Raw genomic sequence first — 14408 nt, 5'->3', positions numbered from 1 at the left:
ACTATGCAAACACCAAACAGCGGCCTTCTGGCCGGGATGAGTCCTGCCCAGTTGAAAAAGATGCTGGCCGATGCGCAGACCGCCTATGGCGAACTGCTGATGGGTAAAAAAGGCGTCTCGTTCAGCTACACCCAAGGCGACGGCACCCGTTCCGTGACGTATCAGCCCACCAGTGTGGCTGATGTCACATCCCTTATCCAACAACTACAAAAGGCGCTGGGCATGAGACACAGCCCGCGCCGCGCCATGAGGTTCCGTTACTGATGCCACCGAACGACGTCCGAATTTTAGGGGCAGACGGGGAGCCACTGCCGCCGTCGCGCCCACAGCCTTATGGGCTGCACGGTTCCGGGCGCGTTCCGTTTGATGCCGCCGACTCCTTCAGCGACCAACTGGCGGACTGGCAACCTCAATTGTGGTCCCCGGACAACGAAATAAACATCTATCGCGACCGGGTAGTTTCCCGCGTTCGCGATATGACGCGCAATGACGGTTGGGCCAGCGGCGCGATCACGCGCATTCTGGATAACGCCGTTGGCGCGATCTACCGGCCTATCTTCAAACCAGATTACCGCTACCTGCAGCTGCTGACCGGCAACACGGCATTCGATGCCAATTGGGCTGATGAGTATGCCCGCTACATGAATGCGCAATGGCGCACCTGGGCGAACGATGAGGGCCGCTGGTGTGACATCGAGCGTAAAAAAACGGTATCGCAGATGCTGCGCCTGGCCCTGCGTCACAAGCTGGTCGACGGTGACAGTCTGGCGGTGATGCATTACGACCTCAGTCGGCTAGGTGCCGGGCGCGCCACGTTTGCGACCGCGGTCCAGATTGTTGATCCCGACCGGCTCAGTAACCCCCAGCAGGTTTATGACATGGCTCATATCCGTGGTGGCGTGGAGATTGATGATTACGGTGCCCCGGTCGCTTACCACATCCGAGAAGCCCACATGGGCGACTGGTGGGATGGCAAGAAGACGATGACCTGGCAGCGTATCCCACGTGAGACCCCTTGGGGCCGGCCGATCGTTATCCATGATTTTGACAGTGAGCGCGCGGCGCAACACCGGGGAAGCAGCATTTTCACCCCGGTGGTGCAGCGCATGAAGATGCTGATCAAATATGACCAGACGGAGCTGGAGAGCGCCATCCTAAACGCCATGTTCGGTGCGTTCCTCCAGTCGCCTTACGATCCTGCGATGGTTGAAGATGCGATGGGCGGCGCGGGACCCACCGGCTCGGAGAGCCTTGGCGTTTATCAAGATGAGCGCTTCCACTTTCACAAGGACAATCGCACCTCACTCAAGGGCGGATCCCGTATCCCGATCCTCTTTCCGGGCGAAACCATCACGACGGTAAATGCCGCCCGGCCCTACAGCAACTTTTCTGTGTTCCAGGATGCCTTTTTGCGAAACATCACGGCGGCAACTGGCTTGTCGACGCAGCAGATCACGCAAGACTGGAGCAGCGTTAACTACAGCAGCGCACGCGCGGCCATGCTGGAAGCGTGGAAAACCCTTACCCGCCGCCGGCATGAGTTTGCCATTGGCACCGCCCAGCCGATTGCCACCTGCTTTGTGGAGGAGGTGCATTCACTGGGCGGCGTCCCGCTGCCGGCCGGCGCCCCTGATTTTCTGGAAGCCCGCACGGCGTACAGTCATGCCAAGTGGATGGGGCCGGGGCGTGGCTGGGTGGATCCTGTGGCCGAGAAGAAAGGCGCCATTCTGGGTCTGGATGCGGGGCTGTCAACCCTGTCTGATGAGGTGGGTGATGGCAGTGGTGAGGACTGGGAAGCAGTGCTCGAACAGCGCGCCATTGAGAAAAAGAAATTTGATGAACTGGGGCTGAACCCGCCGGAATGGACAGGGGAGGTGCCAGCCAGCGAAACCATTGACGACCCAGAGGTTACATGAATCTGCCACACCTGGCGCAGCGCCTGTTTAACACGCCGCTGGCGCTTCACCCTTTGAAAGCGGAGGTGGTTATGGCCGCACTCTCCGAGCGTTTCGGCATCACCCGCATTCATGCCGCGGAGGACAGCTGGGCTGACAGGGACGCCGATGCCTTTACCCGGCAGGGCCGGGATGCCGGCTATGACGTGGTAGGAGGGATCGCCATCATCCCCATTCACGGCACCCTGGTGCAGAAGCTGGGCCGCCTGCGGCCCTACAGTGGCATGACAGGCTATGACGGTATCCGGCAGGCATTCTTAACCGCGCTGACTGACAGCAAGGTGAAGGGGATCATGCTGGATATTGATTCCCCTGGTGGGGAAGTAGCCGGCTGTTTCGACCTAGTTGATGAGATTTACCGGGCACGGGGCACTAAACCCATTTGGTCTGTCCTGACCGAGAGCGCCTATTCCGCCGGCTATGCCCTGGCCAGTGCTGCCGATCGTATTGTTCTGCCGCGCACCGGCGGCGTGGGATCCGTGGGCGTCATTGTGATGCACGTGGACTGGACCCAAAAGATTAAGGATGACGGACTGGCCGTGACCATTATCACCTACGGCGACCGCAAGGCCGAATCCACCCCTTATCGAAAGTTAAGCGAGCAGGCCCGCGCGGCGATCCAGCAGGACGTCAACGACATGGGCCAGCTGTTTGTGTCTACCGTTGCCCGCAACCGCGGGATCTCAGAAAAAATTCTGCGTGAAACCCAAGCCGCCACCTTTAGCGCGGCGAACGGCGTTGAGCTGGGGCTTGCTGATGCCATCGCCGCGCCAGATGCCGCGTTTCGCGCCCTGTTAAAACATATTGGAGAAGACCATGCCCTATAACCCATTCGCCCACCTGCTGGGCCTTTCGCCGCGTGCCGATGAAGGCGACGACGATAAAAAAGCCAAAAAGGCCAAAGGCCGCCGTGCCGAAGAAGAAGATGAGCAGGCCGATGAAGATGATTATGACGAAAGCGCCGAAGACGAAGAGGACGACGCCGACGCCGAGGATGATGACGTTGATGCCGAAGATGATGAAGACCAACCCAAAGGCAAGAAAGCCAAAGGTCGCCGTGCCGATGACGATAAAGACCAGGGGAGTGCCCGCGCTCAGGTAGCCAAAGGCCGCCGCCTGGAGCGCCAGCGCATCGCAGCCATCTTTAACTGCAAGGCCGCCGGGGTACGCCCGGACATGGCCGCCTCCCTGGCGCTTACCACCAGTCTTGATTCTGCCACTGCTATCGCGCAGCTGGAGCAGGCCGCCGCGTTCGGGGTCCCACAAGGCGGCCGCCTATCGCTGGATCAGCGAATGCAGGGCGTCCAGCAACACCGGCTGGGACCCGATGCCAAGCAACCAGACACCCGCGGCCCCCAGGGCGCGGCGGCCGCCATGACCGCACTCTACAACCAACATAAAGGCATCAACTCATGAGCGTGAATTCTTTCGGCCAGAACCCCTGGCAGCCTGCCGTATATCAGGACACCTTTATCCCGGATCAGCTGATTGGCGGCAACACCCCGCCCCTGGTCACGGACACCGTCACGCTGGCCAGCGGACACAGCTATAAGCGCGGCACCATTCTTGGCCGCGTGACCGCGGATAACACCTACGTGCTATGCGTCAGCACTGCAACCGACGGCAGCCAGATCCCATCAGGCGTCCTGGTGAATGACGTGGATACAACCGGCGGCGTGGCACAGGCCGGCGTTTACCAGATGGGCACGTTCAACGTGAATCGCATCATTTACGACGACAGCTGGACCGTTGCCAACCTCAAAGAGGGCCTGCGCCCCCTGGGCATTTTCCTGCGTGACAGCGTTGTCGGCCCCGGCGTTTAAGCGCTAACCCCTCCTCGATAAAAACATCCTGAATTTATGCCCTTAACCGGGCAGGGATTCGCACGTCCAAATTTTGCCCGGCGGCTTGCCGGGCGTAGCGAGACTTTATGACCACACACACTGCAAACCTGTTTGATACCGCGACCCTTGTCGGCATCGTTCCCAACCTGATGACCTCGCAAAACTGGCTCTTGGATAAATTCTTCCCGAATATCGTCACCAGCGAAACCGAATTTGTGTCCATTGATGTTGACGTTGGCCAGCGCCGTATGGCGCCGTTTGTGTCGCCCCTGGTGGCGGGCAAACAGGTCGAAAGCCGTCGCATGCAGACCAACACATTTAAGCCGGCCTACATCAAAGATAAGCGCGTACCAGACCTGCGCAAACCCATTCGCCGCCAGATTGGCGAGCGGATCGGGGGCGAGTACACCGCGGCCCAGCGTGAGCAACTGAACATGATGTTTGAGATGGCCGACCAGGTTGACATCCTGAACCGCCGCCTGGAATGGATGGGGGCCAGTGCCCTGACCACCGGCAAGGTGGTGATTGAGGGTGAAGGCTTTGAGAAAACCGAGGTCGATTTTGGCCGCGCCAGCGATCTGACCGTTGCCCTGTCCGGGAGCGATCTGTGGTCGAACACCACCACCTCCTCCATCAAGTACAACAAGCCCACCGCCCACCTCAATGAATGGGTGAAAACCGTGCTGAAAAAATCCGGGGCCGTGGTGCGCGACATCGTGTTTACCTCTGCCGCCTGGGATGCGTTCGTTCTGGATGCGACCCTGGAAGGCGCGATCATCTTCCCGGCGATGGGCCCTTACGGCAACGTGATTAACCCAGGCACCCAGGTTGAGCGTGGTGCCGTCTACAAGGGGCGCTGGGGCCAGCTGGATCTGTGGCTGTATAACGATTGGTACGTGGATGACAACGGCGTTGAGCAGCCAATGCTGCCGGATGGCACCGTGGTTCTGTCCGGGCCTGACCTGCAGGGCACCCGCGCGTTCGGTGCCATTATGGATCCGGCTTTCAACTATGGCCCTATGGCCTACGCCCCGAAGACCTGGGTACAGGAAGACCCGGCACAGCGATTCCTGTTGATGCAGTCCTCCCCGATTGTGATCCCGAGCCGGGTCAACGCCGCCCTGTGCGCGACGGTAGTGTAACAGATGGCCCGTACAGCAAAAGAGGCAGCCGTGATGGTTGCCGTTGTGGTTCGTGCCAACCGCACTGTCAAGCATGAGGGTGTGTATTACCGTCATCTCCAGCAGGTCATGCTGCCCAGCGCCGATGCCGAGCGCCTCAAGGCGATCGGCTTTGTGGATTACCTGGATGATCTGCGCGCGGCCGCCCAGGCATCATCGGCTGCCGATGTGTCGATTACAGTCAGCGATGGCGTTGCTATCTCGGCAGGCTGACGATGATTGACTGGGATCAGCACCTTCTGGCGCCCCTGCAGGAAACGTTTGGCGAGGCGGTGAATTACCGCCCCGCTGGCGGCGTGGCGTATGACATTACTGGCATTTTTGACCGGGCCTATACACAGGACGTGGAACCGCTGGAACCCGATGATGCGCCGATCAACACCACCCATCCGGTGCTGGGCGTCCAGGATTCGGCATTCCTCACATCCCCGAAGCAGGGCGACCGGCTCTACATTCCGCGCGTGGATCAGTTGTTTGTCGTGAAAGACGTGCAACCCGATAGTCACGGCGGGTCAAAACTCATTCTTAACCGCGTAAAAACGTCATGAATTCAGCCCTCATCCGCCAGCTGACCGTTGCCGCGCTTAAGGCTGGCACCACTGATGCGGGCGATCGCGTCTATACGCCCCGCGACTGGCCGACCCACAGCGCTGACTATCCCGCGCTGATGGTTCAAACGCCGTTTGACCATAAGCATTCGATGGGCCGCAATGCCCCGCAATTCGTCAGCGTGACCACCGTAAGGATCACCGGGCGCGTGGAGGCGTTCGACACGGCAGATGCCGAATGTGGCGCGCTGCTTGCAGAGGAAGCGCTTGAACGGCTGCGCCTGCAGGTAGAGCAGGCCGTGATCAACAGCTACGAGCTGACTCGGCAAACGCAGCAATACAAGGAAGTGCGATCCACGATTGACGTGGATTCTGGCGGTGAAAGCCACATTGGCCAGCTGCTGTATGAAATCGACATGGAATATTACCAGGGGCCAGAGGATTTCTATCCCGTGGCATCCACCCCGCTGGAAAGCCTGACTTTTCGCCACAGCGAGCCTGACGGCACCGCCCAGACTGGCTTTGACGCCGACCTGACTACTTAACGAGATCCCCAATGAAATTAAAACCCGCCGCCGGGCGCGCAGTGCGTGACCCGGTAAAAGGCACGCTTTTGCCCGAAGAAGGCGCCGAAGTGGTTATGGACATGTTCTGGCGCCGCCGGCTACGTGACGGCGATGTGGTGGAAGTCACGCTTGACGCGATTGATACCGGCACCCCGATGAATGACTACATCATCCCGGCCACCGTGACCACGGATAGCGCCACGACCACCACAGAGAACACCACCACCAGCACGGAGGCGACCAGCTAATGACCATCGCATTCTCTACCGTTCCAGGAAACCTGCGCGTCCCGCTGTTTTACACCGAGATGGACAACTCCCAAGCCAACAGCGCCACGGCTTCCCAAGTAACGCTGATCATTGCCCAGCAGCTGGATAGCGCGGTTCTGAGTGAACCCAACGTGCCGTTCCTGGTCTCTTCTCCCTCAACCGTCGGGGGACTGTGTGGGTACGGATCGATGGCACATGCCATGATGCTGGCCTATCAGAAGAACGACAGCGCTGGCAAAATTTACCTGCTGCCCATTGCTGACGGAGCCGCGACCGTGGCGGCCAGCGGGACTATCCAGATCACCTCGGTTGCAACGACCAGCGGCACTCTGTCGCTCTACGTTGCCGGGACGCGTGTCCAGATCGCAGTGACCACCGCGGACACCACCACCTCTATCGCCAGCGCGCTGGCTACCGCGATCAATGCCGAAACCGCCTTGCCCGTCACTGCCTCCGCCGCGGCAGGGGTTATCACGGTCACAGCCAAAAACAAAGGCGCGCATGGCAATAACATTGATATGCGCCTGAACTACCTGGGCACGGCTGGCGGCGAATCCACCCCGGCGGGACTGACGTTGACCATTACCGCGATGGCGAACGGCAGCGGCACCCCGTCACTGGATGAGGGACTGGCCAACCTTGGCGACAAGGCATTTGATTTCATCGTTAACCCCTACACTGACACCACGTCGCTGAATGCCCTGAAATCATTTCTTTCCGACAGCACAGGGCGCTGGAGCTATGCCTCCCAGCTGTATGGCCACTCGCTGGGGGTCATTGCTGCCACCTATGGTGAACTGACCGCGGCGGGCGAGGCGCGAAACAACCAGCATGAATCCATTGTGGGCGTTTACGACTCACCCAGCCCGCCGTGGGTCTGGGCTGCCGCCTGTTATGGCGCGGCAGCGGTCAGCCTGCGTAACGACCCTGGGCGCCCGCTCCAGACGCTGACCGTGGCGGGCGTGCTGGCCCCGCCGTTGTCCTCACGTTTCAGCCTGACTGAGCGGAACAACCTGCTGTATAGCGGCATCTCGACCACCACTGTGCAGGACGATGGCACGGTTGTATTGGAGAACGTGATCACCACGTACCAGACCAACAGTTATGGCGATGCGGACGACTCCTATCTGGAGGTCGAAACCATGTTCCTGCTCATGTATGTGACGCGTTTCCTGCGGTCCGTCATTAACTCGAAATTTGCCCGCATGAAGCTGGCCGCCGACGGCACCCGGTTTGCGGCCGGCTCCGCCATCGTTACCCCCAGCACCATCCGGGCCGAGCTTATCGCTCAGTACAAAACGCTGGAGTACCGCGGCTACGTGCAGGACGCGAAAGGGTTTGCCGCCGGCCTGCTGGTCGAGAAAAACAGCAGCAATCCTAACCGCATCGATGTGCTGTGGACGGGCGTCCTGATCAACCAGCTGCGTGTCTTTGCGCTGCTTAACCAATTCCGCCTCCAGGCGAGTGCATAAGGATAAAAAATGGCAGATACCACCAACCGCCTGGCCGGTACGGCCAAAGTGACCGTGGATGGCCTGACCATCATGGTCGCTGGCAATTTCAAATACAGCCCGTCGACGGTCAAGCGCGAAACGCTGACTGGGATGGACGGTGTGCATGGCTACAAAGAAAAGCCCCAGGCGGGCTTTATCGCATGCCAGGTGCGTGACAGTGGTGGAACCACGGTCGCAGATTTCAATGGTCAGACCAACGTGAGTGTGGTGGCCGAGTTGGCCAACGGCAAAACCATCATCGGCAGTGGCCTGTGGACCGTTGAAGCCCAGGAAGTGGACAGTGAAGATGCGGTCTTTGATGTTCGCTGGGAAGGGGTAGAGGTAACGGAAAGCTGATGAACGATATTTTTGAGCAACACTTCGGCCCGCAAGGGCCATTTCCCCTGCGTGAGCCACTATTTCATGAAGTGGAAGCTTTTTATGCTGAGGTTAAAAAGAGCCATGCGCACCGGGCTATTGGCCAGCTGATTGAAAAAATCACCGGCGCGTCAGAAGAAAAGCTGGGCGGCCTGCCCCTGACCGTGCTGCGCCACGGGCAGATGTATCTACTGGAGTTCATCAATTGCGCTCCCAAGGTAGAAACAGCGTCCCAGCATGTGATTCACCTGGAGAAGATGATCACCAGCATAAATGGCGATGAAGCCTGGGATCGTGTCACGCTGAGTGAGCCAACCTTCAACCAGTTCAACCGCTACTATGACGAAGCGGAAAAGGGCAATGCTAACGCCGCTATGCTGGGACTAATAGCCGAGCTTTCTGGGGTCAACAGGCTAGCTTTGCAAAAAATGCCGTACACCAAATACCGCGAAGCAGAAGAGTACCTCCGGGCTTTTTTGGACTTCTTCCCAGTAAAAACACTTGGGAAGACAAGCTAGCCGAAGTTACCGTTTATTACACCTGGGGGCCGCATGACGCAGAATCCCTGACGTGGAGTAAGCTGACCTTCTGGGAGCGACAAGCCCACCGCATCAACAAATTGAAGGTAGCTGCCGCTCATGGCCAATAGGTTTGATTTCGAGATCCGCGCTGACGATCAGGTTTCTGAGGCGCTAAAAAATATCGATGAGCAGGTACGTAACCTGCAGCCCGGCCTGGAGCAGACCACCGATCGCCTTAAACTGGGCGGCCAGGAAACCCATGACGGCCTGTCTGGGGTAAATCAGGCGTTTGATCAGCTGGGGCGATTTGCCAGACAGAACGTCCAGTTTATTGGCGACATGGTGCCCCCGCTGCGTACCTTCACCGGGCATGCTGGGAAGTTGGGAGGGCTGGCCGGGAAGTTAGGGCTGGCCGGCGGCGCGGCTTACCTGGCTGGCAAGAGTGTCTCCTCCCTGGGTTCTGAGATGAGCGAGGCTTCTGATGATGCTTATGCCTTGCAGACTGCCGCCCAGAATGCCGGCCTGAGTGTGGAAACATTTTCTCGCATGAGTGGTGCCATGCGCCTGCTTGGCACCGACAGCGCGTCGGCTAAGCAGAGCATTGAGGGGCTGTATAAGACCTTCAATGATGGGTTACAGGGGCGTAATAGCGCCGTAGTGGCCGCGATGAACATGATCCATGCGCCGATCGTCAAAGCGGCGGATGGCACCGCAGACGTGGCCAAAACAATGGAGCGGCTGGCTGAGATCTTCCCGACTCTTTCAGCCAACCGGCAAAAAACTCTCGCTGATGGGCTGGGACTGAATGATGCCCAGCTGCAGCTGCTGCGCGAGGGCGCCCGTTATAAGCAGCTACTCGCAAAGTCTGATGCTGTTGGCCTGACCGTTGACCCGAAAGTCACCCAGCAGCTGGTTGATTTTAACCGGGCCACCACGGAGGCAGGTGCAGCCTGGGATGGCTTCAAGCAACGAATTGAGCAGCGAATTCAGGGCAAACTTCTTTCCAATGGCACAGTAACGTCTGGCATTAGGGGATTCACTGACATTCTGGAACACGGACTGAACCCGATTAGCGCCAGTCATGCGCTGGGCTTCAACGTTGGCAGCGAAGCTGACATGATGCGCCGGGCACAGCATGACAAAGCGTTTCAGGCCACGCTAACGCCGTTTCAAAGAAATCGGCTGAAATGGGGCTTTCTGCCGAAGCAGGACGAGGCGAAATACCGGCTTTACTACGGGCTAAGAGATCAGGCGAATCAGCTGTTGGCAGACACGCAAGCTGCCACAACAGCCGCCGCGCCCTTACCGGGTAGCGCAAAGGTGGATCCGACCGCGCTTTCGGTTGTGAACAATAATCCTTGGAACCTACGCTACGCCGGGCAGGCTGGCGCCATGCCGGGGGCAGGTGATAATTTCGCGCGCTTTGCCACGCCACAGGCCGGCGTTGAGAATGCGGACCGCCAGTTGATGCTTTATTACACTGGGGAATCGCGTAACGTCGATCACCCACTGCGCACATTGAACGAAATCATCAATAAAGCCTCACCGCGCACGGATGGCAACAACACCTCTCGCATGGTTCAGGCCGCCAGCCACGAGCTGAATATTGACCCACACGCCCAGCTTAACCTTGATGACGTGGGGATGCGTTCGCGCGTGTTGGCCGCCTTGTTCAACCAAGAAGGGAATAACCCGTTCAACGCCGTGCAGATCGAATCTATTCTGCAGCAGCGGAACGGTGGCGTTCCGACAGGTGTACCCGCGCCAGCGCCGTTGATCCCGCCTGAATCACAGCCCGCTCCGCTGGTTACCCCGCCATTGCTAACCACCGCGGCGGCACCGGCACAGCCGGGGCAGCAGCCCCAGGCACCAGGAAATGGTGACCCGGTAGCACTACAGCGCGCCTTTGAGGCCGCGATGAAAGAAACTGGCATGAAAATCGAGCTAACGCTGGTCAATCCTCAAACCGGCCAGCAGCAGACATTTACCGGCCGCGGCTCAAAAGTCGCAACGGCCATGCAGTTCCCCTGATAACCCTTAAGCACGCACCACCCGGCCCCAGCGCCGGGTTTTTTGTGTCTGGAGTACCCTAATGACCATTGTTCACGACGCCATTTCAGGTTTGCTGGGCACGTCTGGCGATACGTGGGACTGGCAGAGTAACCTGCATGCTGCGTCATTCCGGGGCGTCCCGTTCGCCGTCGAAAAGGGTGACGCCAAGTTTGGCCGCCGCCTGGCGGTGCATGAATACCCTTATCGTGACTCGGTGTGGGTAGAGGACATGGGCCGAAGCACCCGCCGGTTTACGATCACCGGCTTCATCATTCAGAGCAGCCTGGTTTATACCGCCCCAGATGTGATGACCCAGCGCAATTCACTGATTGCCGCCGCCGAGACTGCCGGGGCCGGCACGCTGGTACATCCCACGCTGGGCGAGCTGACGGTAAGCATCCCTGAAGGCGGCCTGACCATCAGCGAGAGCCTCGAGGAGGGGCGCATATTCCGGTTTACCCTGAATGCGGTTGAATCCGGGCTGAAAGTATTCGCGATCACCAGTTCTGCTGATGCGGCGAGCACCGTCAAGACGTCGTGGCTGTCCACCATTACCACCACGGCGGCAAAATTTATCGCGGAGGTGAAAGGCGATCTACGCGCGCTCTCCTCGGCCATCACCACCCTGAAAAGCACCGCGGCCTTTTGGGTCGGCATGGTAACGGACACCGTTTCCCAGGCGACCAACCTGGCTAACGTCCTTAAAAGCACGTTCGGCACCACCCGTTACGGGCGCTACAACACCGGCAGCGTGGGTGGGAATGCGGCGGGCGCCACAACGGCAAACGACGATACCGCAGACACGGGTGATTATGACGGCCTGGTCACTAGCAAGCTGGCGGCCTCCATCCAGAATAAGGCGGCCATTGATAAGGCGCTGGCCGCCATTGGAGAGGTGGGCAGTGTGGAGGGCTTTGCCAAGGCCATCCAAACCGTATTTGATGAGCTGCTTGGGCTTACAGCCGGCGGCATGGATCTGATTGGCCTGCTGGAGGCCCTCTCTGCATTTGAAGACAGCACGGTTTACGCCGATAAGGCCGCAACCCAAATCACCCTGGCCGCGCGGATCTACCTGAACTCATTGAGCGCCAGCGCAATGGCTTATGCCGCCTCGCAGTACACCCCCGCGAACTATGAAGAAGCAATGGATCTGACGCGCCGCGTGGTGGATGTACTGGATTCGGTCGCGCTTCTGGCCGCGGACAATGCTTACGATGATCTTTATTCCCAGCTGCAGATGCTGCGTGAAAATATCGTGACCACGCTGGGCAATAACGGCGCCGATTTGGCACGTGTCCAGACCGTCACCTTTGCCCTGCCTCTGCCGGCCCTGACGATTGCCAACCGGCTTTATCAGGACGCCAGCCGTACCGAAGCCGTCGTAAAGATGGCCGATCCCATTCACCCGGCATTCATGCCGACCAGCTTTAAGGCCCTGACCTCGTGACTGATGAACTGAGCCTGACCATTAACGGCAAGATCTTATCTGGCTGGGATTCGGTACGGGTGACGCGCAGCATTGAATGCCTGCCGTCAGACTTTGACCTGGGGCTAATGGATTATTACCCCGGCAGTGATGAAAAACAGATCGTTAAACCGGGTAGCGCCTGCGTGGTGAAAATTGGCGAGGACACCGTTCTGACCGGCTACATAGACCGCTGGTCACCGATGATTTCTCGTGCCCGGCATGCGGTGCGCGCCGTAGGACGCAGTAAATGCGCGGATCTGGTGGATTGCTCTGCCTACTGGAAAAACAACGTCATCAGCGAAGTCACTCCCCTGCAAATCGCACAAAAGCTGGCACAGCCCTACGGCATCACTGTTTCCAGCGATGTGGCGTTTAAGACCGTTGTTCCACAGTTCACCCTTAACTGGGGCGAGTCATCACAGGAAGTGATTGACCGGATCTCCCGCTGGGCCGCTGTTCTGTATTACGACCTGCCGGATGGCAGTCTCTACCTGACGCGCGTCGGGACGAAGCAGGCCGCTAGCGGCGTGAAGCAGGGGCAGAATATCCAGGCCGCTGCCTATGAAAGCAGTATGGATGAGCGCTTCTCGGTCTATACCGGTGTGTCGATGAGCGTGAACCCCATTAATGAGCTGGGAGGCGATGCCGGCTATGAGTCTGTAGCTGTGGCCTCCGCGACGGATCCCGAGGCCGGCGCGATGCGCTACCGGAACCGCACCGTGATTGTGGAAAGCACCATGCTGGCCAGCGACAAGGCCCAGCAGTGCATTGACTGGGAGATGAACCGCCGCTATGGGCGTGCCAAGCGCCTACGGGTAACGGTGGATAGCTGGCGCGACAGCGCTGGGAAGCTATGGGAGCCAAACACGCTGATCCCGATTTCGCTGCCCGTGTTTGGGCTGGATGACGAACTCTGGCTGCTGGGAGAGGTGACGTTCTGCAAAGATGAGCAGGGCACGGTAGCCGAAATGGTCCTGATGCCGCCCGCCGCATTTAGCGTTGAACCTTACCAGTTCTACGCCGATTACAGAGAATTTACCTGATGGATTTCCCTCGTCTTTACCGGCAGCTAAAAATGCTGTTGGGGATCGGTCGCGTCACGGGAATGAATGACGACGGCGTGATCCAAATCCTGCAATACCGCACCCCGTTGGACGTGCGCGGAGGCACCCCGCGCATGGCCGAATTTGGGTTTTCCTCTGCGCCCCCGATCGGCAGCGATGTTGTGGTTCTGAGCCTCGGCGGTGACCGTTCCAGCCAGGTGATTATTGGCACCAACCACAAAGCATCTCGCCATACTGGCCTGCAAGCTGGGGAATCCGTTGTTTATAACGAGACCGCTCAGTTTATCAAGCTGACTGCCACCGGCATCGAGGTAGAGGCCAACGGCCAGCCGGTTACGGTCTCGAATGCCACCCTAGTCACCATTAATGCGACCGATAGCGTAGTGATGAACACACCGAAATTACAGGTCAATGGCGATGTCATCGCCACGGGCAATATCACAGACAACAGCGGCAGCAACAGCGCCACGGTGAAGCAGCTGCGTGACGCCTACGACAGCCACACGCACATTGTGAAGGGCGTAGAGACGGGTGGCGGCTCTGTTACGTCGCAAGCACCGGGGGCAACGGTCTGATGAGCGACATTAAAACCCTCTGGGATGCTGGTGCCGGCCGCGGCGACTGGCAGCAGGACGCGGGCGGCCTGACAGCCGGCGACGATCTGGAGACAGCCATTTACATCAGTCTGTTTACAGACCGCCAGGCGCGTGAGGACGACAACTTTGACGGTGACGATCGCAAAGGTTGGTGGGGAGATGCTGGCGCTGATTACCCAATCGGCTCGCGCATCTGGCTGTTACGCCGCTCGAAACTTTCCACCACTGTCGCCAACAGCGCCGTCAGCTATGCCAAAGAGGCGCTGCAATGGTTGATTGATGATGGCGTTATCGCCAGCGTTTCGATTACCACGCAAATCGTTTACCCCAGCCGCCTGTACATGGCGATCACCTATCAGAAACCCGACCGCACCTCCTCGACGGTGAGATATTTTTGGGTTTGGGAGAATTAATACATGCCGTTTAGCAGGCCAACCCTGACGGAGTTGCGGGATCGCAACAAGTCTTACCTC

The 14408-nt window shown here is 58.9% G+C and carries 17 protein-coding genes and 1 pseudogene; all 18 read left to right on the top strand.

Going from position 1 to position 14408, the window contains the following annotated elements; all coding sequences use genetic code 11:
• Nucleotides 1-3 precede the first annotated feature (3 nt).
• Nucleotides 4-264, top strand: a complete 261-nt coding sequence (gene gpW, locus C1N62_RS22965; protein WP_137766042.1) for a gpW family head-tail joining protein — start codon at nucleotides 4-6, stop codon at nucleotides 262-264.
• Complete coding sequence (locus C1N62_RS22960; protein WP_137766041.1) at nucleotides 264-1916, top strand: phage portal protein; 1653 nt, start codon at nucleotides 264-266, stop codon at nucleotides 1914-1916. Before gpW ends, C1N62_RS22960 begins: the two co-directional genes overlap by 1 nt.
• On the top strand, nucleotides 1913-2782 hold the full coding sequence (locus C1N62_RS22955; protein WP_137766040.1) for a S49 family peptidase: 870 nt from the start codon (nucleotides 1913-1915) through the stop codon (nucleotides 2780-2782). The genes C1N62_RS22960 and C1N62_RS22955 overlap by 4 nt, the downstream gene beginning before the upstream one ends.
• The gene (locus C1N62_RS23275) at nucleotides 2772-3371 is read left to right on the top strand and encodes a hypothetical protein (protein ID WP_168195945.1); all 600 of its coding nucleotides are present in this window, start codon (nucleotides 2772-2774) and stop codon (nucleotides 3369-3371) included. The genes C1N62_RS22955 and C1N62_RS23275 overlap by 11 nt, the downstream gene beginning before the upstream one ends.
• Nucleotides 3368-3778 (top strand): head decoration protein, encoded by a 411-nt coding sequence (locus C1N62_RS22945; protein WP_370465641.1) that lies wholly within the window; start codon nucleotides 3368-3370, stop codon nucleotides 3776-3778. The genes C1N62_RS23275 and C1N62_RS22945 overlap by 4 nt, the downstream gene beginning before the upstream one ends.
• 107 nt (nucleotides 3779-3885) lie before the next feature.
• Nucleotides 3886-4941 (top strand): major capsid protein, encoded by a 1056-nt coding sequence (locus C1N62_RS22940; protein WP_137766038.1) that lies wholly within the window; start codon nucleotides 3886-3888, stop codon nucleotides 4939-4941.
• 3 nt (nucleotides 4942-4944) lie between these two features.
• Nucleotides 4945-5193, top strand: coding sequence for a hypothetical protein (locus tag C1N62_RS22935; RefSeq protein ID WP_137766037.1), 249 nt, complete (start codon nucleotides 4945-4947; stop codon nucleotides 5191-5193).
• A 2-nt stretch (nucleotides 5194-5195) separates the two neighbouring features.
• On the top strand, nucleotides 5196-5528 hold the full coding sequence (locus C1N62_RS22930; RefSeq protein WP_137766036.1) for a hypothetical protein: 333 nt from the start codon (nucleotides 5196-5198) through the stop codon (nucleotides 5526-5528).
• Nucleotides 5525-6073, top strand: a complete 549-nt coding sequence (locus tag C1N62_RS22925; RefSeq protein WP_137766035.1) for an ATP-binding protein — start codon at nucleotides 5525-5527, stop codon at nucleotides 6071-6073. The genes C1N62_RS22930 and C1N62_RS22925 overlap by 4 nt, the downstream gene beginning before the upstream one ends.
• 11 nt (nucleotides 6074-6084) lie before the next feature.
• A pseudogene (locus C1N62_RS23700) lies at nucleotides 6085-6219 on the top strand (DUF2635 domain-containing protein); the annotation flags it as partial.
• A gap of 122 nt (nucleotides 6220-6341) precedes the next feature.
• Nucleotides 6342-7835 (top strand): phage tail sheath subtilisin-like domain-containing protein, encoded by a 1494-nt coding sequence (locus tag C1N62_RS22915; protein WP_137766033.1) that lies wholly within the window; start codon nucleotides 6342-6344, stop codon nucleotides 7833-7835.
• Between the two features lie 9 nt (nucleotides 7836-7844).
• A complete protein-coding gene (locus C1N62_RS22910; protein WP_137766032.1) occupies nucleotides 7845-8213 on the top strand; it encodes a phage tail tube protein in 369 nt (122 codons plus the stop codon).
• Nucleotides 8213-8752 (top strand): phage tail assembly protein, encoded by a 540-nt coding sequence (locus tag C1N62_RS22905; RefSeq protein WP_137766031.1) that lies wholly within the window; start codon nucleotides 8213-8215, stop codon nucleotides 8750-8752. Before C1N62_RS22910 ends, C1N62_RS22905 begins: the two co-directional genes overlap by 1 nt.
• A gap of 120 nt (nucleotides 8753-8872) precedes the next feature.
• Nucleotides 8873-10786: a hypothetical protein gene (locus C1N62_RS22900; RefSeq protein WP_137766030.1), complete on the top strand. Its 1914-nt coding sequence runs from the start codon at nucleotides 8873-8875 to the stop codon at nucleotides 10784-10786.
• 61 nt (nucleotides 10787-10847) lie between these two features.
• Entirely contained in the window at nucleotides 10848-12254 is a 1407-nt protein-coding gene (locus tag C1N62_RS22895) for a DNA circularization protein (RefSeq protein ID WP_137766029.1), read from the top strand.
• Nucleotides 12251-13318: a phage baseplate assembly protein gene (locus tag C1N62_RS22890; protein WP_137766028.1), complete on the top strand. Its 1068-nt coding sequence runs from the start codon at nucleotides 12251-12253 to the stop codon at nucleotides 13316-13318. Before C1N62_RS22895 ends, C1N62_RS22890 begins: the two co-directional genes overlap by 4 nt.
• Complete coding sequence (locus C1N62_RS22885) at nucleotides 13318-13914, top strand: phage baseplate assembly protein V (protein ID WP_137766027.1); 597 nt, start codon at nucleotides 13318-13320, stop codon at nucleotides 13912-13914. Before C1N62_RS22890 ends, C1N62_RS22885 begins: the two co-directional genes overlap by 1 nt.
• The gene (locus C1N62_RS22880; RefSeq protein WP_168195950.1) at nucleotides 13911-14348 is read left to right on the top strand and encodes a phage GP46 family protein; all 438 of its coding nucleotides are present in this window, start codon (nucleotides 13911-13913) and stop codon (nucleotides 14346-14348) included. The genes C1N62_RS22885 and C1N62_RS22880 overlap by 4 nt, the downstream gene beginning before the upstream one ends.
• The last annotated feature ends 60 nt before the right edge of the window (nucleotides 14349-14408 follow it).

The sequence above is a fragment of the Nissabacter sp. SGAir0207 genome (genome assembly GCF_005491205.1).
Taxonomy (GTDB): domain Bacteria; phylum Pseudomonadota; class Gammaproteobacteria; order Enterobacterales; family Enterobacteriaceae; genus Chimaeribacter.
Note: the sequence above shows the minus strand (reverse complement) of the source record. Positions and strands in the feature narration are given on the sequence as shown.